Below are 23376 nucleotides of genomic sequence, written 5' to 3' on the forward strand. Positions count from 1 at the left end.
TGTTTCATGGAAAAAACAAAAGCATTTAAAGAACAGGTTGTCATGATTAGTGGCGGTCTTGGCGACATTGGACAGGCAATAGCAAAGGCTTTTGCCAGCGAGGGGGCCTACGTGGCTATAGGTGATATCCTTCCCGTAAACGAGGCCAATAAAGTACGCATCAACCTGGGCATTGCGGAAGGGTATTATCATTACCAACAAGTGGATGTGCGTGATGGGCAGGTGGTTGCAGATTGGGTAGAAGCGGTTACACAATATTGGAAATTGCCGAGTATCGCCATTGTCAACGCGGCCACGGTGACACTGAAGAATTTTCAGCAGCTAACGGATGTGGAATGGAATAATGAATTACAGGTGAACCTTTCGGGCGCTTATTTTTTTGCCAATGCACTTGCCAAGCGCCTGGAAGCTAAAGGGCAGCCCGGAAATATAGTGTTTTTGGGCAGCTGGGCAGCCCATGCGGTGCACAGCCATATTCCCGCTTACAGCGTCTCTAAAGCAGGGATCCGGATGCTGTGCCGTTCTATGGCCTTAGCCTATGCCTCTGTTGGCATACGGGTTAATGAACTGGCTCCGGGCTATGTAAATGCGGGCCTCAGCAAAGCTGTTTGGGAACGAGATCCTGATTTAGCAGCACAAGCGAAAACTAAAGTGCCTTTACACAGCTTGATCGAAACGGATGAGCTTGCATCGCAGGTATTATGGCTTTGTCATGCTCAAAATAAGCATATTACAGGAAGCACTTTTTTAATTGATGGCGGTCTTTCCTTGGTGAGCATAAGTGAAAAATGATGATCGAATAAGATGAAGAAACAGGAATTGGTAGATGCATGCCCCGGCTTGCAGGGTTTTTTTGGGCTAGCGGAGGCTGATATTACGCCCACACTAGATATCTATGCCCGTAATTGGGGTGCAGCAAAACAGGATCGATACCAAGAGATTCATCGGCCATTATGCATGCAATGCTTGGCCATTTCGACGACGAAAGATGCTAAAGCTCTTTTTTTGCTGACGGCTGATTTGGGCTGGTGGAAAAATGCAGCGGATGAACAGCGGATCAGGCAAGCAATTCTTTCAGCTTGTCAGCTCACTGAGGATCAGCTCTTGCTGTGTTTGTCGCATACGCATGCCGGACCTGTCATTTGCTCTACGGATTATGATAAACCAGGTGGCGAACACATTGTTCCCTACTTGCAATTATTAGTAGAAAAAGCCATTACCCTCATTAGACAATGCACTGAAAATAAGGTGTCGGCTAAACTGACATGGAAGTACGGAACCTGCGATTTAGCAGCAAATCGCGACCTGGACCTGGAAGGAGAAATGCTAGTGGGCTTTAATCCAGCGGGTGCCGCAGATCAGACCTTATTGGTTGGGCTCCTTGAAAAAGATAATGGTGAAAAGCTCGCCGTTCTGGTAAATTATGCCTGCCATCCAACTACCTTGGCGCATGAAAATATTGCGCTTTCACCCGATTATATAGGCGCTATGCGCGAGCTGGTAAGGGCGCATACAGGTGCCGCCTGTCTTTTCTTGCAAGGCGCCTCGGGCGAATTGGCTCCCCGAGAGCAATATGTGGCAGACCCGGCAATAGCAGATGCGCATGGACGTAAATTGGCTTATGCAGTTTTATCGACTTTAACGGGAATGTTGCCCGCCGGGGAAGCATTGCTTTATACAGGGAAAATACCATCCGGCGCTGACCTTGCTGTATGGACACGTGGTGAATACGAGATGCCGGATACGATAAAGGCTGTGCTGTTAACCGTTGATTTGCCACTAAAGCCTTTGGGTGCAGTGGAAGAAATAGAACAGGCCTGGACAAACTGTCAGGATCGGGTATTGAAGGACCGACTTTGGCGAAAATTGAACACGCTTCGTAGCCTAGGAAATGGAAATACAGCAAAAGCAAAGCTATGGATTTGGAAATTGGGAGCCGTGTTATTAGTTGCCCAACCCAATGAAACATATGCTTGCTATCAACAACAGTTACGGGCTGCTTTTCCGGATACAATACTAGCCGTGGTTAATATAGCCAATGGTTATATAGGTTACTTACCGCCCGCTAGCCTATACGCAAAAACGATGTATGCGGTGGAACAAACGCCTTATGCAAAGGGAGCACTTGAAATATTAATAAAATCGACCATTAGCGCCTTGCAAACCATTAAACCATGAACTTAAGCACACTGGATATAACCATCTTTTCTCTCTACATATTTTGTATTCTATTGCTCGGTTTGTATGCATCCAAGCAGAATAAACGAACAAAGCGGGATTACTTTTTAGCAGGGGATAAACTTCCGTGGTGGATGATTGGTGGTAGTATTATCGCGGCTAATATAAGCAGTCATCATCTGGTGGGTGCTATGGGTGCTGCCTATAGTCATGGTTTTGTGGCAGTTACCTTGGAGTGGGGGGCTATATTAATTGGTTTCAATGTGCTATTATGGGTCTTTTTACCCTTTTATATCCGTAACGGCTTTTATACGGTTCCCGAGTATTTGGAGAAACGATTTGGCCGATCTACCCGGGCTTTATACGGCATTCTTATTCTTTTCACGTATGTATTTGTTGAAATTGGCGCAGTACTCTATCTGGGCGCGCTCTCCTTATACGCTCTTTTTGATATTCCTATTTTATATAGTGTGCTCGCCTTAGCCATTTTTACAGGAATTTATACCATCATTGGGGGCTTAAGAGCGGTTATCTGGACCGAGATGGTGCAACTTTTAGTGCTGCTGGGTGGTGGCTTGGTATTGACTTTTGCAACGGTAAAAGCGGCTGGCGGTATTCAAACCATTGCTGCATCTTCTCGCCATTGGAAAATGCTGTATCCTGCTGATCATCCGGATTTTCCATGGACTATGTACCTTGGAGGACTATTGTGTATCAGTGTTTTTTATTGCGCAACCAACCAGTTTATTGTGCAACGTGTATTGGCTGCAAAAAATGAATGGCACGGGCGTATGGGTGTTGTTTTTGGCGATTACCTGAAATTTTTGGTACCGCTTATTATCACCGTACCTGCTTTGGTAGCACCGGCTTTTTTACCAACTTTAGAAAGGCCCGACTTACTTTTTGCGACACTTGTAGAGACATTGTTGCCAAGCGGTTTAATTGGATTGGTGATGGCAGGCTTAATTTCTGCTATTATGTCACATATCTCGGGTGCTATCAATTCTTGCACAACAATTTTGACGGTTGATTTCTATTTACCTTATATCAATAAAGAAGCAAACGATCGTACGGCCGTGCGGTTTGGCCGATTGGCGGGTATCTTGATTGTTTTAATCGGTATCGGTTGTGCGCTGCTGCTTATGCGGCATGCTGATAAGCCAGTTTTCCTTTACTTAATGAACTTATATGGACTGTTTACACCGGGTATCGCGACCATGTTCCTATTAGGTATTTTTTGGAAAAGAACCACTTCGTCAGGCGCGATGTCAGCGGGTATTTTAACTATCCCCCTTTCTTTATTGTTGGAATCCACATTTCCCGATATGCCATTTTTCAATCGTACGGGTGTTGTTTTCTGGTCATGCATGCTGCTATGCGCGGTAGTAAGTTGCTTAACAAAAGCGAAGCCTGCCGAACAGCTGCAAGGCTTGCTTTGGAAAAAAGAGGTGCTAAAACTACCAGAGGTAGAAAGGAAAAATTATGGCGGATGGAAAAATCCCTTTTATTGGTGGCTTTTAATTACACTCTTCGTATTATACTTCTATGTCCGATATGCATAAAAATAACTCAAAAAAAATAGTTGACATGAAAGCGCAGCCCTCTGGCCCCAAAGCGCTCAAATGGTTAAATGCCCTTGTTCCCGGTATTATTACAGCTGCCGTTGTTTTTGGTCCGAGTAAAATGACCATCACATCTAAAATGGGCGCAAGTTACGGCACATCCCTGCTTTGGATCGTTGTGGTAGCTATTGCGCTGATGGCTATTTATACCGGGATGGCCGCCCGTATAGGGCGGGCGAGTAAGCTTTCTTTTTTAGGACTTGTACGTCAAAAATGGGGGCAACCCGTTACCATGTTTATTGGTATTGGAATTTTTTTGGTAACTACTTCCTTTCAGGCAGGTAATGCCATCGGTGCGGGAGTGGCCATGGCTGAGCTAACGCATACATCTACAACAGCTTGGGTTATCCTCTTCAGTCTGTTAGCTATTACGATGCTCTTTTTCCGTTCTTTCTATAAGCTATTGGAAAAGGTGATGATCAGTATTGTCTTATTGATGTTATTTTCTTTTGTAACGACACTCGTGTTATCGCGCCCATCACCGGTGATTTTATTGGAAGGATTAAAGCCGAGTATTCCAGACGGTTCCATGCCCTTGGTTATTGCGTTTGTAGCGTCTTGCTTTTCGTTGGTTGGTGCGCTTTATCAATCGTATCTAGTGCAAGAGAGGGCTAAAAGCTTAAAGATGCAAGATAATCGGAAAGTGGAGGACAGAAGTTTACCCGGTGTTTTGCTGCTTGGTGTGATGAGTGCCTGTGTAATGATCTGCGCAGCGACGGTACTGCATACACGTGGAATGGCTATCGTGAGTGCAGCTGATATGGGTAAGTCACTTGAACCCTTATTTGGAAGTTTTTCAACCATTTTATTTTTAGTGGGGCTATTAGGGGCCGCTATTTCGTCGTTGATTGGCAATGCCACCTTGGGAGGGACCTTGTTGGGAGACGCTTTGGGTAAGGGTTATAGCATGAATGATGCAGGTATTAAAATGTACATCGCTGCCGTGATGCTTATCGGCGGAATCATAGCCATTTGTTTTGGTAAACTGCCCTTGGAACTGATTGTCTTTGCACAAAGCATCACCATTTTTGTGGTACCCACTATTGGCGTTGCACTATTTTCAGTAGCTAACGACCGACAAATCATGGGCGATCTGGTAAATTCGGGTTCAACTAAATTTTTTGCAGCCATCGGCCTGCTTGTTGTATTCTGTTTGGCGGCGATTCATCTTCAACAACTTATTTTCAATTAAATATATGGAAGCACTTAAACAACGGTACGAAACATTATTGGCACCTTCCGCTGCACTTATTAATGATCTAAAGGACATCGACGGAGATTTGCTGATTCTGGGTGTAGGCGGTAAAATGGGTCCTAATTTAGCACGTTTGGCCAGACAGGCACTGGACGAGGCGGGTAAAGCGGATGTACAGGTAATTGGAGTCTCTCGCTTTTCCGATACCCAACTGCAGCAGCAGTTGGAGGCTGAAGGCATTCGGACAATTGCTGCAGATTTGCTGAACGATAACGACCTACAAAGCTTACCTTTCGCGCCAAACGTGATTTTTATGGCCGGCAATAAGTTTGGAACTACCGGTAAAGAAGCCTTCACCTGGGCGATGAATGTCTTTCTTCCCGGTCGGGTAGCTGATAAATACAAAAATGCCCGAATGGTGGTGTTTTCATCGGGTAATATCTATCCATTTGTATCGGTTACATCGGGTGGTGCTTCTGAAAAAGTGGCTCCGGAGCCCATCGGTGAATATGCGCAATCTTGTTTAGGACGCGAACGCATTTTTCAATACCACGCACAACAGAATGGTACACCTATGTTGATCTATCGTTTAAATTATGCAAATGATGTCAGTTATGGGGTACTCGTAGAAATCGGAAAAGCAGTTAGAGACGGCCAGGCGGTTGATCTCACAACAGCCAATGTGAATGTCATCTGGCAAGGTGATGCAAATGAGTATGCCCTGCGAAGCTTGAAATACTGTAGTACACCGCCAAAAGTGCTGAACATCACTGGCCCTGAAACCGTATCGGTGAAATGGGTAGCTGAAATCTTCGGCGAATTTTTCAATCGTAAACCAACGTTTGAAGGTACAGAAGAAGGGGTGTCTCTGCTCAATAATGCGGCTGAGTCGTTTGCGCTTTTTGGTTATCCTCGTACGCCATTAAAAACCATGATCGGTATGATTGCGGCTTGGTTGGATGCGGGAGCACCACTACTAAATAAACCGACACATTTTCAGGAACGTGAAGGGAAATTTTAATTCATCGTATATGTTAACAAAGGAAAAAAGAGCGTTCTTACAAGAGGGAACAGTCATACCTGCACACCCCTTAGCTTTGACTGCCAAACTCGATGTGGACGAGGAAAAGCAACGGAATCTTACTCATTATTATATCAATAGCGGTGTCGGCGGCATTGCGGTAGGTGTCCACACAACTCAGTTTGAAATTCGTGATCCAAGGTTCAATCTATATGAAACCGTTTTGCGCTTTGCGGCCGAGGAAATAGCGGATGCAGGTTTAAACCGTCCTTTCATTAAAGTAGCTGGTATTTGCGGGCCTACGGCACAAGCGCTTCAGGAAGCTGAGTTAGCTATTAAATATGACTATGATCTGGCTTTGCTAAGCCTTGGCGGATTAAATGATTGGACGGATGACCAACTGATTACACATGTAAAAGCGGTTGCTGCCCGTATTCCGGTTATTGGATTTTACTTACAACCCGCCGTGGGAGGTCGTTTGCTTAGCTATCACTTCTGGGAGCAATTTGCGCAAATAGACGGGGTAGAAGCCATTAAAGTAGCTTCTTTCAATCGCTACCAGACTTTAGATGTGGTACGTGCTGTTTGTACTTCGCCTCGTAGTGAGGATATTGCCTTATATACAGGCAATGATGATAATATTGTAGCGGATTTGCTGACACCCTATAAATTTTTGATTGATGGTACCTGGAAAGAGAAGCGTTTTGTGGGAGGGCTGCTTGGACATTGGGCTGTTTGGACTGAAACGGCGGTGAAGCTTCATCAGCAGATTAAACATTGCATTGCCAATCAATACCAAGGTGTTGAAGATCTTTTAAGGCTAGGTGTGCAGGTTACAGATATGAATGCGGCGCTTTTTGATGTTAGCCATAATTTTAAAGGGAGCATCGCCGGCATTCACGAAGTATTGCGTCGAAACGGACTGATGGAGGGTATTTGGTGTTTGAGTCCAAAAGAGATTTTGTCTCCAGGACAGCTTGAAGAGTTAGATCGTGTTATAGCGGCTTACCCGCACCTTAGCGGTGCACAACCTTCGTATTGATAAGGTAGCCATGATAACAAAGCAGCAGATTGATCAACTGGTGGATCAGATTTTACCGCAGATGATCGGTATACGAAGACATTTTCATCAATTTCCGGAACTTTCTTTTGAAGAATACGAAACATCGGCTTTCATCAAAAACTATTTGAATGAGCAAGATATTCCTTGGAGACCGCTGGCCAATACAGGTATTGTGGCGACGCTAGATGGAAACAGGTCATCAGACAAAGTCATCGCCCTCCGTGCCGACATGGATGCCTTGCCTATTCAGGAAGAGAATGATCTGCCCTTCCGATCGGTTCGAAACCAGGTAATGCATGCCTGCGGACATGATATCCACTTGGCTTCTTTATTAGGCGTAGCGACCGTTCTTCGGCGCAATAGATCAAGGATGGCGGGCACGGTGCGCTTTATATTTCAGCCTGCAGAAGAAAAGCTGCCGGGCGGAGCGCAACAGATGATCAAGGAAGGTGCGTTGGAAGGCCCTGTACCAACTTGGGTGATTGGTCAGCATGTTATGCCCGAATTGCCTGTTGGCAGGGCTGCTTTTTATCCCGGTAATTATATGGCAAGTAACGATGAGATTTATATAAAAATCAAAGGGAAGGGAGGTCATGCCGCGCAACCTCACCAGAATATAGATCCGGTGGTAATTGCAGCACAATTAATTCTAAACCTTCAATCACTTGTAAGTCGCATTGCAGACCCCAGGATCCCCACAGTACTTTCATTTGGAAAAGTGATTGCTGAAGGGGCTGTGAATATTATTCCGGATGAAGTTTCCTTAGCGGGAACCCTGCGTACACTAGACGCCAGGTGGCGTATGCAGGCGCACCAGAAAATTAAAGAAATCAGTGAAGCTGTTACGAGTGCCATGGGAGGCCATTGTGAAGTACACATTGTGAAAGGTTATCCGGTGCTGCACAATGATCCCTCGCTTACAGAGAAGCTCAGCAAATTGGCTGAAAAGTACTTAGGCAAAGAAAACGTGGTGCCCATAGACGTATGGATGGCAGCCGAGGATTTTGCTTATTATGCGGAGCAGGTTCCTTCATCTTTTTTTCGCTTAGGGGTGCAGAGTGTTTCTGGTTTACACACCGCTACTTTTAATCCGGACGAAGGTGCCTTGCGCACTGGTATCGGGTTAATGAGCTTTATGGTTTGTAGTTTATTGGAAGGTCATGTCTCTTAATCGTCGGACTTTTATGCAGCAGGCCGCATTGCTGGGGTTTTATGCGGTGGCATCAAAGCCATGGATCAAAGCCATCCGGCAAACCGTTGATGGAAAGCGAATTGGTATCATCGGCCTGGATACCTCACATAGTATTGCTTTTACCAAAGCGCTGAATGCGGCTAATGCCGACCCGATTTATAAAGGCTTCCATATAGTGGCAGCCTATCCCTATGGCAGTAAAACAATCGCAAGCAGTGCAAATCGAATTCCCGCCTACATCGAAGAAGTGAAAGGAATGGGGGTGGAAATATTGCCTTCTATATGTACACTTTGTGAGGCGGTTGACTATATATTGCTGGAAACAAATGATGGCCGCTTACATTGGGAGCAAGCGAAAGAAGTAATTGATTTGGGTAAAACTTTGTTCATCGATAAACCGCTTGCTGCTTCTTACATGGATGGTAGCCGAATTCTTGCCTACGCTAAGCAAAAGGGTGTCCCCGTTTTTTCCGCATCTTCGCTCCGATGGGCAGATGGTATAGGCGAATTGCACGAAAACCGTAAAATCGGTGATGTCAAAGGTGCCGACACTTTTTCACCTTCACCCCTTGAACCCACGCATCCTGATCTTTTTTGGTATGGAATTCATGGGGTGGAGATGCTCTATGCTATCTTAGGTGCCGGTTGTACCGAAGTAAGCAGGATAACCACGGCGACTACCGATATTGTTGTGGGTAAATGGCCCAATGAATGTGTCGGAACTTTTAGAGGCATGCGGGAAGGGAACGCTTTCGGAGGCATTGCTTTTGGTGAAAAAGGTGTACAGCTAATAGGTGGTTATAAAGGTTACAACCAACTTTTACAGCAGATAGTCAATTTCTTTGAGACCGGTATTGCACCAGTCTCTGACCAAGAGATGCAGGAAGTACTTGCCTTTATGGAAGCAGCTGATTTAAGTAAGAGTGAAAACGGTCAGGCCGTGTCCTTGGCCGAAGTGTTAAAAAGATAAATCGAAATTTCGCGAAAACTTAATCGTATGTCGGAAACAGTAACTTCCGACGGATAAAAAGAATATGGGCCTCCCAAGATTTGAGTAGGCGCTAAAAGGTGTTTAACCAAACTATCCTTTTTGTGCTTGCAGCCGGCGTGTTGCAAACAGCGTTTCATTTCCGCAGGCAACTATTCCTGCTTCTTCTATATATCGGCAATGATCAGCAATATTGTTTCTGCTGGCAGAAAACATAGGTGCAATACCGTAAAAATTGAGTTTGAAAGGAACGTTCTTGGTTATGATCCCAAAAACTGTTTCATTTTTCTTTCCATGGCTACATTCATATCGGCAAACAAAGGAATATCAGATTCTAATGTTAGATTGATTATCTGTTGCAAACGTGTATCAAAATCGCCTTTAATGCAAATGGGCAATATCTTTTTCTCAAGTACTAAGCAAAGAACTTGAGCGGATGTTTCAAGTCCGGTATTTTTACCTGATGCGCCAAAATAGTTTCTAAAGAGTATACGTCCGCGAATATTTGATGAAGAGTTGTAAATATTCACTGAATGACAGCCCATTCATATGGCGCATGACGGCCCTGCGAATTAAACCCGAAGCACTCTTGTTAATGTTCAATACGTAGGGTGCTGTGGAGATAACTTGCAACTCTGCGTAATAATTGCAAATTAACTTGAGCTTTTTCGACCGGTTTTTATTTACAAAGCGTGCTATTCTGCACTCTTACAGTGCAAAATAGCACGCTTATGGATTTTATCCTGCCGGTTGAATGGGTTTAGGGATTTCCCGTACTTCTACCGTTCCGCCATATAACAAAACCGGGACGGATTTGGCTAGCTCCAGGGCCTGCTCTATACTTGCAGCACGTAGTACAACCTGGCTTACAACACGAAGATTGCCGGAAAGCACGCTTTCTTTTTTTACGGTTTCCCCTCCGGTACCTGATACAGTGTAGCTTTCTCCGGGAAAAGCAAAGCTGAGTACATACATGCCTGCTGCTTTCCATTGCTCTATCAAATTGTTCCATTGCACACCTGCCGATTTAACCTGCGCTTCACTATAGGTTTCGGGTACACGTACTAATAAACTGAATTGTTTCATTTCCTGGTCTTTTGCGGTTAACGTCAATGCTTGGGCTGACTGATTGAAAGTTCTGTAACTTATCAATGCCAGGCCTGCAAAGACGGCTAATAGACCTAGTTTCATATACTTTTTTATGCAAAGATGGCGCGTTGGAAAAAGCAATCCTTGTAAAAAATCATTGATTACCAAAAAGAAGGTGATTTGAAAAAATCAGTGGGTGTTTGCCCGGTAAATAGCTTGAAATCCCGGTTGAAATGGGGTTGATCGTAATAACCGTTTTCAAAGACCAGGTCAAGAAGCGATGCCGGATTAGGTTGATGAACAATAGCGTTCATTTTTATAATCTGCGAAAATTGTTTAGGGGAAGCTCCTGTTACTTTTCTAAACCGCTTTTCGAAGGCGTCTTGGCTGATGCATAAAGCCGCAGCAAGCTCCTTTATTCGGATATTTCCCCTTGTTGAATGGATTTTATGGATCGCTTCTGTTACCAATAGATCGGGAGTACGGTTAATCAGTATGGAGATTAAAAATTCCTCCATGCAGGCGATTCTCAATTGGTTGTTGCTCATTTCGGCTAGGCGCTCTTCCACAAGTGCTAGCGTGGCGGGTGGTATATAATGGTCTAAGGGAACGGTCTGCTCAAATAAGTCGTAAAGCGGTTGTCTGAAAAAGGCGGACAAGCCCTGTTCACTGAATGAGACAATAAGGGTGCCTGAGTTTTTCTTATAATGGATAAACCGAACGGACTTTCGCAATCCTGACAAGGCGATGTTTGGTAAATCGACGGAGCGGTCGTTGTTTATATACGATATTTGGCCGCTAAGACGAAAAGCTAAAGCAAATGAGGCATTAGGTACCACTTGGTTGGTTGTATCGTACTGGCTTTCAATGATTTTATAATCTTTTATAAATGGCTTTAATTGCGCCGTAGGTATGTACGTTGTGATTTTCATTATAGTGGTAGCCTGCGTCCGTTTTCGAATTCTATGATAAATATAGTGAATAGAAGGGAATTTACTCATTTCACAAACTCCTCACCGAATTGGCGGTTGCCGTTTTAATGGCTTGGAAGCCAACTGCGACAGTGCAAAAGGAGAAGCTACTTATAGCTTGCCGATATCCTTCCAACTTAATACGGTATATTTTGTGCGCTGTTGGTTCTCTTCACCGCCGTAAATTAGGGTTTTCTTCACCGGCTGTGGGCTTGCCAGTTCATCAAAATAATCCATGTTGGCGAAGAGTTTAGGTGTAACGGTCTGGGTAGCTTTTACTTCAAAAACTTCAAAACCATTGGCTTTTTTTAAGAGAAAATCAATTTCATGTTGATTACTATCTTGCCAAAAATAGGATTCCTGATGAAGATATTGATGTGCATTCTGCTTGATGAACTCCGCAATAACCATATTTTCAAAGATGTTACCTTTTAAGCGGTTCTCGAGCACTTCTTCTTGATGGCGAATACCCAATAGATGACACAATAAACCGCTGTCATAAAAATATAGCTTGGGACTTTTGATTAGCCGTTTGTTAAAATTTTCGTGATAAGGATTGAGTAAGAAGATAATATAGCTGCTTTCCAGAATAGAAAGCCAAGCTCTAGCTGTGGGTTGGCTAATATCGCAGGCGTTAGCCAATGCGCTGATATTAAGTAATTGGCCGGCGCGGCTGGCGCAAAGACCAAGAAAAGTGCGGAAGGTTTTTAAATCACGAATATTGATTAAGGTAGTTACATCCTTTTCAATATAGGTTTGGATGTAATTTGCATAAAATATATTCGGGTCGATTTCACGATCGAATATTGCCGGGTAAAAGCCCTTGAAACAGGCATCGGTATAGGTCTTGGACAATAACCGTGCGTTTTCCATTTCCTGTATATCAAAAGGTAATAATTTGAACAGCGCTACCCTTCCGGATAGGGTTTGCGTAATACTGTTCAGCAGGTGAAAATTTTGGGAGCCTGATAGGATAAATTGCCCCATTTTACCGGTTTCATCCACCTTTGATTGGATGTAAGAAAAAAGTTCAGGTGTTCGTTGTGCTTCATCTAAAATAACTTTTCCGTCATATTGTTGCAAAAAGCCGTTGGGATCTTCATTTGCAAAAGAACGGATGTCAGGATTTTCTAACGTTATATATTTATAATCTTTGAATAGATGCTTCAATAAAGTTGTTTTTCCTGATTGCCTAGGACCGGTAATTGCTAATACTGGGAACTTTTCCTTTTGGGCCATCAGGATACTTGAAACAGAGCGGTTTATGAATTTTTCCATCTTCTTGTTTTTTCAAAAATACGTAGTAATTTTGAAAATACATAAGATTAATTTTGAATTTACATGAATTAAACTTTGAAATTACATAGAATAAATTTTGAATTTGCATAGAAATCAACTATTGTAGTTCTTGCAAAAGTGAAATGTGAAAAATATACTTGCATATAAATCGTCTACTCATTTCGTAAGCTCCTCACCGGATTGGCGGTTGCTGCTTTAATTGCTTGGAAACCAACTGTGAAAAGCGTGATAATGAGCGCCAGTACGGCGGCGGCGATAAACACGAGCCAGCTGATCTCTACCCGATAGTCATAATTGCTAAGCCATTCGCCAAGATAGTACCAAGCCACGGGCACCGCGATGATGCAGGAAATGGTAACCAACAGTACAAACTCTTTTGAAAGCAGACGCAGTAAATTTGCGACGCTGGCACCTAATACTTTTCGGATGCCGATCTCTTTGGTCCGTTGCTCTGCCACAAAGCTGGCCATGCCGAACAGTCCGAGGCAGGAAATGAAGATGGCAAGTACAGCGAAATAAGAAGATAACTTGCCGATGCGTTCTTCTGTTTTGAACTTGTCGCCAAAAGCTTCATCGACAAATGAATACTCAATGGGAACGTCATCCACGTATTTCTTCCAAATATTTTCAATGGTGCTGATGGATTGGCTGGGGTTCTGTTTTGGATTTAACCTTAAGACAATGTTTACCATTGCGTCGTACGTGTCGAGGTGATAAAAGGTTGGCCGCACGGGGAAGAAAGGCGATTCTTGCAAGATGTCGTCAACTACGCCTATAATGGTAAAGCGGTCGTCACCTTGCCGAATCGTTTTTCCTACGGGATCTTTAAATCCCATAAACCTGGCGGCGGATTCATTGATGATAAAAGCCATGGAATCGGTAGCGAATGCTTTTGAAAAATCTCTCCCCGCCTTTATTTGCCATTGCACGGTTTTACCAAAATCAATGGATACCGAGTTGTTCGGAAAGTCGGTCGCCAAATCGGGGTCTTTGCCTTCCCAATCAAAACCACCGTTGCTATTCCATACCCCGGTAAGGAGTTGACACCCGGCCATTTCTTCAATGGCACCGGCGTTTTTCAGGTCTGTTCTGAAGGCTTCAAAATGTTTTCTCAGTTCACCTTCGAGGGGCAGGTTTATCAATCCCGTTTTGGTATAACCGACCGGTCGGCTTTTGGCATGCTGAATTTGCTGATAGACGATAATGGTACCGATGATCAGCATAATGGAAACCGTAAACTGTACAACCACGAGTACTTGGCGCGGCACCGAAGCAAATCGGCCAACTTTGAATGTCCCTTTCAGTACCTTCAAGGGTTGGAACGATGATAAATAGAACGCAGGGTAGCTACCGGCCAATAAGCCGGTGATGACTATAAAGGCCAGGCTGGTGCACCAGAATAGGGGGTTGAGCCAAGGGATTTCGATTTTTTTGTCGGCCACCTCATTAAAAGAAGGTAGGAATAAGATGACTAATAGCAAGGAGAGTACAAAAGCGATCAGCACGGTGATATACGATTCTGCAAAGAACCTGCCGATCAGTTGCAGGCGATGCGAGCCGACGGTTTTACGGATGCCCACTTCCTTGGCGCGCTTTTCGCTTCGTGCGGTCGTCAGGTTCATGAAATTAATGCAGGCCAATAGCAACACAAAGCCGCCGATGAGGCTAAACAATCGTACGTACTGGATACTCCCCCGGTATTGATACCATTGCGGAATTCATTATACAAATTCCATTTACGCATGGGATGCAAGAAAACCACCCAGTTAGTTTTCGCTTCGTCTTTCCCTACCTTATCTGACTTTACATGTTTGATTTTACGGGAAATATTCTCCATATCGCCCTGTTCGGTAAGCTGCACAAAGGTTTGGCTGAAGTTGCTGCCCCATGGTTTTTCCATTTTGTTGACCCAGGGGTTTTGAATAATCCATAAAGACCAGGGCAGGATAACTTTTACCTTATTGAAAGAGCTGTTGTTGGGTAGGTCTTCATAAACACCGGTTACCTTCACCTCTTGGCTGCGGTCTACCCTCAAGGTTTTTCCCATGGGGTCTTCCTCGCCAAATAGGGCTTGGGCCGCAGAGGCGGATAATAAAATAGAATGCGGATCATGTAAGCCGGCACGTGTTCCCTTCAGCATTTGTAAACTGAGCATTTCAGGGGCGTCTTCCTCGAAATAGATGCCTTCTTGGCTGATATGTTTGTCGCCCACAGAGAGCAAAGGGTTGAGTACCAGGATGCCTGTACCACATATTTGAAATCATTTCCGTATTTAGCCCGTAATTCCGGTCCCATCAATGCAGGGTTGGCGCTCTGTGTACCTATTTTACCGTTAAAATGGCATGTTGCATCACTTGCGCGATGCGATCATAGTTTTTGTGGTAGCTATTGTACGTGAGTTCGTCATATACCCATAAACCGATCAATATGACGACGGCCATCCCCACGGCAAGTCCCCCGATATTGATAGCGCTATACCCTTTGCTTTTAACCAGGTTGCGCCAGGTGGTTTTCAAATAATTTTTGATCATAGCGTTTATATTCCGCGACCGATTTCCGGTGTTTAGCAGAAGGCTATCATCAATTAAGCCAAAAATGTAAATGACTGATTTTGTGCTGTATAAGCTATTGATTGGTGGTCTAACTGTTCGATATTGAACACTCGCTGTTCATTTGTGGACGGATAGGTTTGATTGCATGATCTCATTCGATATTGGCAAACCGAGAACGGCCTCTTTATAAAAGGGTACATTGCACTATGATAGTGCAAAATGTTATAAAAAATGCACTGTCACAGTGCAAAATGGAGATAGAATCAATTCATAGAAAACTTAGCTACGGGCGAAAAGGCGAGCGAAATGATTATCAAGATGCTTTCGCATGGCATTCCGGAATACCTCGGGATTACCAACTTTTAAAATGTCAACCAAACCCCGATGCGAAATGAATGTTTTCGATTGAGAGGCTTTGGTTAATAAGCCGCTCGTATGTACATATTGAAACACCGGTAAAAGCATATGCTGGAAATCTTTCAGCATTTGATTGCCTGATATTTCATAGAGCTTCCCGTGAAAAGCGATTTCATCTATAATATTAAATAGGGTCGCGTCTGGATTCAAGGGCTCATTGGCAACAATTTTGTCCAATTCTTCCAGGTCGGTATCCGTAATACGTTCAAATAGTAAGTCCGCCATACCAACCTCCAGCACCAAGCGCATTTCAAATAAATCCCGTAAGGTTTTCTCAGCTAATATGCTCGGATGGAGCGATTTTTTTAAAGGTGAGAGCAAGTCCGGATTGGTGAGCACAGCACCACGATGCTTTTTCGAATCGATCAATCCTACCATGCGCAGCCGCAACATCGCTTCGCGGATAACCGTGCGGCTCACGCCCAAAATTTCAGCGAGCTCCACTTCTTTTGGAAGCGCATCCCCAACTTTCAAGCCCTTATTAATAAATAAGTCGATAATCTTCATTTCTACTCGATCGACCAGACTGGAAGTGTCTAATGTGCCAAATTGCTCTGAGATTGTGCTTTTACTGCTCATGGGGTGTTATGCTAAACTTGCAACAAAGATAATGAATTGCAATCGTTATTATGTTATACATATTATTGTTTTTTTCTTGCATATCATTTTTTAATCTCTATATTTGTGAATTATGTAATACTTAATACTTTTATACCTGAACTAGTAATTATGAGAGTAAACCTAAAAATCCACCTTGTAGCGATACTATGTACGCTGATAGTGGGCTATGAGCAAGCGTATGCACAGACGAAACGGATTGTCGGTCAGGTTGTTGATGCAACAACGAACGAAGTCTTGCCGGGCGTTACCATTACGCGCAAATCAACGGGAACAGCGGTACAGAGCGATCCGGAGGGGAAGTTTAGTTTAGATGCGGAGCCGCAGGATGTGCTGATGGTAACCTATACGGGCTACACGCCAAAGGAAATTATTGTGGGGAAAGAAACCCAGCTTCGCATTAGCCTTGAAGTGAATGTGCAAACAATGGATGAAGTGGTGGTGGTAGGTTATGGAACACAGAGCCGATCGAACATCACTGGTTCCATTGCTAAATTGGATAAAAAAGTACTTGAAAATGTACCGCGCGCAAACGTAGCTTCGGCCTTGCAGGGTGCTGTGCCGGGTTTACAAGTAGTTAATAAAACCGGGCAACCGGGTGCTGCTCCGATGTTGCGTCTACGAGGTGGCGCCTCCATCAATAATCCGGGAGGGCCCTTGGTTGTGGTTGATGGGGTTATACGCGATTTAAATGATATTGCTTCAGAGAATATCGAGTCGATGGAGTTATTGAAAGATGCTTCGGCCACCGCGATTTATGGCGCCAGGGCAAATAATGGGGTTTTATTGGTGACTACGAAAACGGGTAAGGCCGGTACGGCACAGATCACGTATAAGTTTACCGGTGGATTTAATCAACGGAGAAACGGTTATCGATATATGAATGCCGGTGACTATATCTACTACACGCGTTTGGGTTATTTGAATGCGAACAGAACGGAGGCACAAGTGAATAGCTCCCGTGGGCTTGGGCTGCTGACTGATCCGGCTAATTTAGGGACCTTTGATATTCGGCGGTATACACCGGAGCTTAACTATCTTGTAAACGAGGGCTGGGCTGTGTTGGATGACCCATACGGCGGCCAAATTATTTATAAAGATCACGGTGGTGAGGTGGAGGATATTTTATTCAGAAACACCACAACGCAGGATCATTATGTTAATGTTACGGGCGGGAATGACCGGGGTAAGTATTTTGCCTCCTTTGATGCCTATAATGAAAAAGGGGTGATTGTGGGTTCGGATTATAAACGCTACTCGGCAGACGTAAATGGCTCGTACAAAATAAAACCTAATTTGGAAGTGTCTACGGGTGTTACGCTATCTACTTCCTCTCAGTATGGTGTTGCGGGGTCAGAAGTAAATGCGCTATATCGGACACTGGCCATTTGGCCAACGTTCAATCCCTGGCTTGACGAAGCGAAGACTTTACCGAACCCCGGGAATGGGGTTAATGACGGGAACCCCTTGTATTGGTTATCACGTATCTCCCGAAAAAATGAAACCAATCGCGTCATTGTAAATGGCTCGTTGAAATGGGACATCCTTCCCGGCTTCTATTTTAAAGCTACTGCCAATGCTTATATGCTCGAGCAGTTTAATGAGTCCTTTCAGAAGTCTACACAAACCTATGCTAACATCTTTTCGGATCCGCCATCTATCGGTAGTACTTCCAGAGATGCTTATCGAAACTTGAATCGGGATTTACAGACACAGTTCAATGGCCTGTTCAATTATACCAAAACCTTTAACGATAAGCATAATTTCAATGCCATGGTTGGGGCGGAATACTACAATGTAAAAACGGATTACATGCAGGTGTACGGAAAAAATGCACCAACTGATGATATACCTACGGTAAATGCCTCGACGGTTTTTGTACCGGGAGATAACACCAGCACGCAGTCGGAATACCGCATTATATCTTCTTTGGGCCGCCTGGCCTATGACTTTGACGGTAAGTATTTAATTAATGCGGTCTATCGCTTGGATGCGGCGTCCAGCTTAGCGGCCGGAAATCGTAGCGGATTCTTTCCGGGGGTTTCAGCGGGTTGGAATATGCATCAGGAACACTTTTTTGCAGCATCGGCCCTATCGAAATATATCTCGACCTTCAAACCTAGGCTGAGTTATGGTGAGAATGGGAATATTTCGGGGCTGGGCAGGTACGAAGTGCAGGGAACCTACGGCCTGCAGACTAACTATAACGGTGTGGCCGGTTACTTAAACACCGAACCGGTTAATAGCAACTTGGCCTGGGAGAAGAGTAAAACAACAGGGGTAGGATTGGATCTGGGGCTATTCGATAATAGAATAACGCTGTTGTTCGATTATTACGATCGCCGGACGAGTAACTTGTTGACCGATTTGTCTCTTCCAAGTTATGTCGGGTTTTCTTCGATTACCACCAACCTGGGTACCTTACAAAATAAAGGATATGAGTTTGCTTTGAATGCGCAGCTACTGCGTAAGCCGGAAGGTATTAACCTGAATGTGGGTATCAATGCGGCTTTTGTTAAGAACAAAATTTTAGAATTACCCTATAATGGCAACGAGCATAATCGCCAGGGCGGCTTACAGGTCTATGATCCGAAATCAGGTCAGGTCGTTTGGGTCGGTGGTTATCAGGAGGGGCAATCGATGGGCGACATTTATGCCTATAAACAGGTTTCTATTTTTAAGGATGAACAAGAGGTGCAACAGTTAGCCGGTAATCGAACCGATGCTATCGCCGGGATTACCGGACCAAATTTGCCGGCCGGGCCGAATGGACGCATCACACCGGGCGACGTAAACTGGCTGGATGTAGATGGCAATAATATCATCGATTCGCGCGATCAGGTCTATATCGGTAATATTAATCCGAAATGGACGGGGGGATTTACAACCAATTTAAGCTATAAAGCCCTGAGCTTATTTACGAACTGGGAGTTTGCGTTGGGACATACCATCTATAACGATTTGGTAGCGCGTACCTTGGGAAATTATCAGGGAACTTTCAATTACATCGAGCTGCAGAAACAGGCTTGGTCTCCAACAAATACGGTAACGGATATTCCAAAAGTATATTTTGCCGATCAGGTGGCGGGTTCGAAACAGAATTATACGCGCGGAAATAACGCAAACCCGGTGTTGAACAGTAATAATTCCAGGTTCTATGAAAAAGGGGATTACCTGGCTTTGCGTGAAATCACCTTGTCGTACGATCTGCCCAAAAGCCTATTATCAAAAACGCATTTGCTTTCGCAGGCTAGAGCATATGTAAGTGCTAACAATTTGTTTTACATCACCGGGTTTTCGGGCCCGACGCCTGAGCCGCCGGTGAACGCGAGTAACCTCGCGACGGGAATATACAGTGGTACGTATCCAACGCCACGCTCTTTTGTAGTAGGTGTTCAGGTTTCATTTTAAGGCGATAGATCGGTGAGATCATCCTTTATCAAATGAACGAATGTAAAAAATAGTATAGCAACTTCATTGCCATTGAAAGAAAAAATTATTTAAATGAAAACTACAATGATCATATCGCTTATAGCGATCAGCATAGGTGCCACGGGCCTTACTTCGTGCAATAAAAAGCTGGATTTGGTACCGGTGAGTACCATCAGCGATGCCAGCTATTGGAAAACGCCGGATCAATTTGACGCCTTTGTTACGGGTTTGCATACCCGTTTCCGAGACCATGCGCAAGGTTTTATGTATCTGGGCGAACTGAGAGGCGATATTTTTGGAAATGATGCCGGTACCTCAGCCTCCTTTACCGGTGAAGCCTCGCAGGGCCTGGAACGGATGTGGTTACATAACCTTGACCTGGATAACCCCGGTGTAAGTAATTATGGAGATTTCTATAGTAACATCAATCAATTGAATTTATTGATCAGCAAATTGAATAGCACAAATGTTGTAACCGAAGCAACCAAGCAATATTATTTGGGCATTGCCCATGGTATGCGGGCCTTTTATTATTTTCAATTGTATCGTTCTTGGGGGAAGGCCATTCTGCAAACGGAGGCAATAGCGGATATTGATGTTGCTAATTTAGCAAAGGAAGCGAGCCCCGCTAATGAAGTATTGGACTTGGTGAGGCAGGATATTGAGACGTCGATAAGCCATTTTGTCTCGGATTATAGTATCCGAAGCAACAAAGCGTTCTGGTCAAAGTCTGCTTCGCTGATGCTGAAAGCGGAAGTTTTTTTATGGACCGCACACCGCGAGGGAGGGGCAGCAGACGCGGAGGTCGCTAAACAAGCGCTGCTTGAGGTACAAAGCAACTTGTCTTTGAACCTACTAACAAGCTATAGGGAAGTATTTGATGCCGCCAACAAAGGAAATGCGGAAATGATCTTTGTAATCAGGCATCAACTGAATGAAGCTACATTAGGGTTTATCGGCAATTTTGTTCCGCAAACGGGTTTGATTGCGAATTTCTATGATTCGCTTGAAAATAGGCAATTTAGTGTAACGGCCGATAATTATGGCGGTATACTGCGCGCCCCCACTAAAATACAGACCTATAGAAAATTTGAGGAGGACGATACGCGAAAAAATACCAGTATCCAGGCGGCCTATGAAAAGGATAACGAGGGAAAATACCGTATGGCGGGTTGTTTCCTGAGAAAATTTCAGGGCGAACAGAATGCAGGAATGAGGGCCTATACCAATGATTATCCGATTTATCGATACGCTGATTTACTTCTGTTGCTGGCGGAAGCGAAAGCGATCTTGGGCGAGAATCCGGCCGACGAAATAAATCAGGTCCGTCAAAGAGCCTATGGAAGTAATTATCAAGCTGCCGTACACGGCTATCCCAATCAACTTGTGGACACTAATCCTGCGGAGGCCATCTTGCAAGAACGCTTTTTTGAGTTTGTGGGAGAGGGGAAGCGCTGGTATGATTTGCGTCGTTTTGGTGATGCTTTTGTTTATAAGTACACCGGGCTTCCTGCTTCCGATGCGTATAAGTTATACTGGCCGATTGATCGGAATACCTTAACAAATAACCGATCGCTCGCGCAGACTGATGGCTATTCGCAATTTTAGATTGAGTGTACGAAATTAAATGATAACAAACATGAATAAACACTTAGCGGGTTTAATTGCTGCTCCTTTTACACCGATGCATGCCTCGGGAGCACTTAATTTAACGGGTATTGCCGATTATTATCGATTTTTGAAAGCCAATGGCGTTGCTGGTGCTTTTATTTGCGGTTCTACAGGGGAAGGGGCCTCGATGACCTTTGCCGAAAAGGTTGCTGTTATGGAGGCTTGGGCGGTGACCACCGCGGAAGACAATGACTTTAACGTAATGGCATTGCTAGGGGGTACCTGCCTGAGCGACTGCAAGGAATTGGCAAAGGAGGCTTATCGGCTCGGGCTCTATGGGGTTTCTTTCACGGCACCGTATTATTTTAAGCCGCCGCATGTAGCGGCGCTTGCGGATTGCTGTGCAGCGGTGGCTGCTGCGGTTCCGGACATGCCTTTCTATTATTATCATATTCCGGTGCTGACCGGCGTTGGTTTTCAAATGGCCGATCTTTTAGCGGCCGTTGATGGCAACATACCCAATTTTGCGGGCATTAAATACACGCATGAAGATTTCATGGATTTTTTAACCTGCTTACATTTTGCAGCGGGTAAATATGATATGCTCTGGGGGCGTGATGAAAATATGTTATCGGCTTTAGTGCTCGGGGCGAAGGGTGCGGTGGGTAGCACCTTCAATTATGCCGCTCCGCTTTACCACAAGCTTATCGCTGCTTTTGAATCGGCTAAGCTTGGGGACGCACAAAAGTTGCAGCAACAGTCGATCGATATGATTAGATTGCTCGGTAAGTATGGGGGCATCGCAACAGGCAAGGCCTACATGAAATTGGTAGGCATCGATTGCGGTGGTTTTCGTTTGCCGGTACAGAATATGGGTGAAGAGGAAACCGAGCGCTTTAGAAAAGATGTTCTGGCCCTGGGTTTTGACCAATTCCGGTCGGTTTTGCCTTGAGCACCAATTTTTTATAATGAACACAGGTTTTTATCGTATTATTTCTCTTATATTCATGACAATAGCCATATCGGTGAAGGGCCGGCATGAACAAAGGCAGCTTGATTGGTCGGTAGCCTTTTCAATACCCGGCGCAGCTAAGGGGACGGTACATCCAGGTTTGGCCGGCCCCATTGTGGGGGTGTGCGATTCGTTGCTTTTAATTGGAGGAGGTGCAAATTTTCCGGACAAACTGCCTTGGGAGGGGGGTGTAAAGGCCTATCACCGGCAGGTTTATGTTTATAAAAAGACAAAGAACGCGGAAGAGTTGATGGATCAGGTTGAACTGCCGGTTGATCTCGCTTATGGTGCGAGTTGGAGCACGGCGGATGGGATGGTAATTGCCGGAGGAGAAAATCGGGAAGGATTGAGCGATCAAACGCTCTTGCTGCAATACCGGAAGAAGGGCAAACACCTTCAAGTAAAAAAACTGCTACCACTGCCGTTTCGGTTAAGCAATGCAGCGATGACGTCTGTGGGCGATATCCTTTATTTGGCCGGTGGCGAGCTGGAGAAGGGCGTTTCTGATCAGTTGCTTGCCTTGGATATGCGGCAACCGGAGAAAGGATGGATAAGACAAGTGAATCTGCCCTACCCTGTTTCCCACGCTTATTTGTTTAGCCTGGGTGATGCTATCTATTTAATTGGGGGCAGAAAAAGGAATGAAGGGACGCTGAGTGATTTTTATCAGGGTGTTTGGCAATATCAAATCAAATCAAAAAAATGGATTGCTAAAGCGCCTTTACCAGAAGCTTTATCGGCAGGTACAGGGCTCGCAATGGGTGAAGATGAAATTTGGATATTCAGCGGCGATCAGGGCGCTACGTTTAAAAAGGTGGAAAGATTGCTGAGCGAAATTGCAGTGGAAGAAGATAGTGAAAAGAAGCGGGCATTGATCGACGAAAAGAATAACATACAGATCGCACATCCGGGTTTCGGGCGGAAAGTTTGGGCATACAATAGCTTAACTGATACTTGGCGGGTTAAAGAGGAACTTCCGATAAATGCACCGGTTACAACCACCGCAGTATGGTGGGGAGGGCAGGTATATATACCGAGTGGGGAGGTGAAAGCCGGCATTCGAACGCCGCTGGTGTTAAAGGGAAAGTTAAAATGATAAATGACCAATAGATAGAC

General features: G+C 44.6%; 20 protein-coding genes. 12 read left to right on the forward strand and 8 right to left on the reverse strand.

Annotated features, from left to right (window positions below; all coding sequences use genetic code 11):
- The first annotated feature begins 6 nt into the window (after positions 1–6).
- The 8 genes from EPX21_RS16835 to EPX21_RS16870 are packed head-to-tail and all read left to right on the forward strand — an operon-like array spanning position 7 to position 9241.
- Positions 7–792 carry an SDR family NAD(P)-dependent oxidoreductase gene (locus EPX21_RS16835; RefSeq protein WP_134090860.1) on the forward strand — a complete coding sequence of 262 codons (786 nt, stop codon included), beginning with the start codon at positions 7–9 and terminating at the stop codon, positions 790–792.
- A gap of 12 nt (positions 793–804) precedes the next feature.
- Positions 805–2178, forward strand: coding sequence for a hypothetical protein (locus EPX21_RS16840; protein ID WP_134090861.1), 1374 nt, complete (start codon positions 805–807; stop codon positions 2176–2178).
- The gene (locus tag EPX21_RS16845) at positions 2175–3740 is read left to right on the forward strand and encodes an SLC5 family protein (RefSeq protein ID WP_134090862.1); all 1566 of its coding nucleotides are present in this window, start codon (positions 2175–2177) and stop codon (positions 3738–3740) included. Before EPX21_RS16840 ends, EPX21_RS16845 begins: the two co-directional genes overlap by 4 nt.
- A 25-nt stretch (positions 3741–3765) precedes the next feature.
- On the forward strand, positions 3766–4992 hold the full coding sequence (locus EPX21_RS16850; RefSeq protein ID WP_134090863.1) for an NRAMP family divalent metal transporter: 1227 nt from the start codon (positions 3766–3768) through the stop codon (positions 4990–4992).
- A gap of 4 nt (positions 4993–4996) precedes the next feature.
- Entirely contained in the window at positions 4997–6016 is a 1020-nt protein-coding gene (locus tag EPX21_RS16855; RefSeq protein ID WP_134090864.1) for an NAD(P)-dependent oxidoreductase, read from the forward strand.
- 10 nt (positions 6017–6026) lie between these two features.
- Positions 6027–7058 (forward strand): dihydrodipicolinate synthase family protein, encoded by a 1032-nt coding sequence (locus EPX21_RS16860; protein ID WP_134090865.1) that lies wholly within the window; start codon positions 6027–6029, stop codon positions 7056–7058.
- A gap of 10 nt (positions 7059–7068) precedes the next feature.
- Positions 7069–8250: a M20 family metallopeptidase gene (locus EPX21_RS16865; RefSeq protein WP_134090866.1), complete on the forward strand. Its 1182-nt coding sequence runs from the start codon at positions 7069–7071 to the stop codon at positions 8248–8250.
- The gene (locus EPX21_RS16870; RefSeq protein ID WP_134090867.1) at positions 8240–9241 is read left to right on the forward strand and encodes a Gfo/Idh/MocA family protein; all 1002 of its coding nucleotides are present in this window, start codon (positions 8240–8242) and stop codon (positions 9239–9241) included. The genes EPX21_RS16865 and EPX21_RS16870 overlap by 11 nt, the downstream gene beginning before the upstream one ends.
- A 278-nt stretch (positions 9242–9519) precedes the next feature.
- Here the strand turns inward: EPX21_RS16870 and EPX21_RS22945 are convergent, their stop codons facing one another.
- The 8 genes from EPX21_RS22945 to EPX21_RS16900 all read right to left on the reverse strand — a co-directional run bounded on the left by EPX21_RS22945 (position 9520) and on the right by EPX21_RS16900 (position 16166).
- A complete protein-coding gene (locus EPX21_RS22945; protein WP_206106092.1) occupies positions 9520–9804 on the reverse strand; it encodes a hypothetical protein in 285 nt (94 codons plus the stop codon).
- A gap of 193 nt (positions 9805–9997) precedes the next feature.
- Positions 9998–10450 (reverse strand): YciI family protein, encoded by a 453-nt coding sequence (locus tag EPX21_RS16880; RefSeq protein WP_134090868.1) that lies wholly within the window; start codon positions 10448–10450, stop codon positions 9998–10000.
- A 59-nt stretch (positions 10451–10509) separates the two neighbouring features.
- Positions 10510–11280, reverse strand: coding sequence for a helix-turn-helix domain-containing protein (locus EPX21_RS16885; protein WP_134090869.1), 771 nt, complete (start codon positions 11278–11280; stop codon positions 10510–10512).
- A 150-nt stretch (positions 11281–11430) separates the two neighbouring features.
- Positions 11431–12597 carry an ATP-binding protein gene (locus EPX21_RS16890; RefSeq protein WP_134090870.1) on the reverse strand — a complete coding sequence of 389 codons (1167 nt, stop codon included), beginning with the start codon at positions 12595–12597 and terminating at the stop codon, positions 11431–11433.
- 173 nt (positions 12598–12770) lie between these two features.
- Positions 12771–14240, reverse strand: a complete 1470-nt coding sequence (locus tag EPX21_RS23125) for an ABC transporter permease (protein ID WP_240768708.1) — start codon at positions 14238–14240, stop codon at positions 12771–12773.
- A complete protein-coding gene (locus EPX21_RS23130; protein ID WP_240768709.1) occupies positions 14237–14830 on the reverse strand; it encodes an ABC transporter permease in 594 nt (197 codons plus the stop codon). The genes EPX21_RS23125 and EPX21_RS23130 overlap by 4 nt, the downstream gene beginning before the upstream one ends.
- A gap of 109 nt (positions 14831–14939) precedes the next feature.
- Positions 14940–15149: an ABC transporter permease gene (locus tag EPX21_RS23135; RefSeq protein WP_240768710.1), complete on the reverse strand. Its 210-nt coding sequence runs from the start codon at positions 15147–15149 to the stop codon at positions 14940–14942.
- Between the two features lie 300 nt (positions 15150–15449).
- Entirely contained in the window at positions 15450–16166 is a 717-nt protein-coding gene (locus EPX21_RS16900) for a FadR/GntR family transcriptional regulator (RefSeq protein ID WP_130855037.1), read from the reverse strand.
- Between the two features lie 150 nt (positions 16167–16316).
- Here EPX21_RS16900 and EPX21_RS16905 point away from each other — a divergent pair, with 150 nt between their 5' ends.
- The 4 genes from EPX21_RS16905 to EPX21_RS16920 all read left to right on the forward strand — a co-directional run bounded on the left by EPX21_RS16905 (position 16317) and on the right by EPX21_RS16920 (position 23356).
- Positions 16317–19616, forward strand: a complete 3300-nt coding sequence (locus EPX21_RS16905) for a TonB-dependent receptor (protein WP_134090871.1) — start codon at positions 16317–16319, stop codon at positions 19614–19616.
- 93 nt (positions 19617–19709) lie between these two features.
- Positions 19710–21245, forward strand: coding sequence for a SusD family outer membrane lipoprotein NanU (gene nanU / locus EPX21_RS16910; RefSeq protein ID WP_206106093.1), 1536 nt, complete (start codon positions 19710–19712; stop codon positions 21243–21245).
- 31 nt (positions 21246–21276) lie between these two features.
- The gene (locus EPX21_RS16915; protein ID WP_130855039.1) at positions 21277–22200 is read left to right on the forward strand and encodes a dihydrodipicolinate synthase family protein; all 924 of its coding nucleotides are present in this window, start codon (positions 21277–21279) and stop codon (positions 22198–22200) included.
- 55 nt (positions 22201–22255) lie between these two features.
- Positions 22256–23356, forward strand: coding sequence for a hypothetical protein (locus EPX21_RS16920; protein WP_134090872.1), 1101 nt, complete (start codon positions 22256–22258; stop codon positions 23354–23356).
- Positions 23357–23376 lie beyond the last annotated feature (20 nt).

Origin of the sequence: Olivibacter sp. XZL3, from assembly GCF_004368405.1 — a bacterium.
Classification (GTDB): Bacteria; Bacteroidota; Bacteroidia; order Sphingobacteriales; family Sphingobacteriaceae; genus Olivibacter.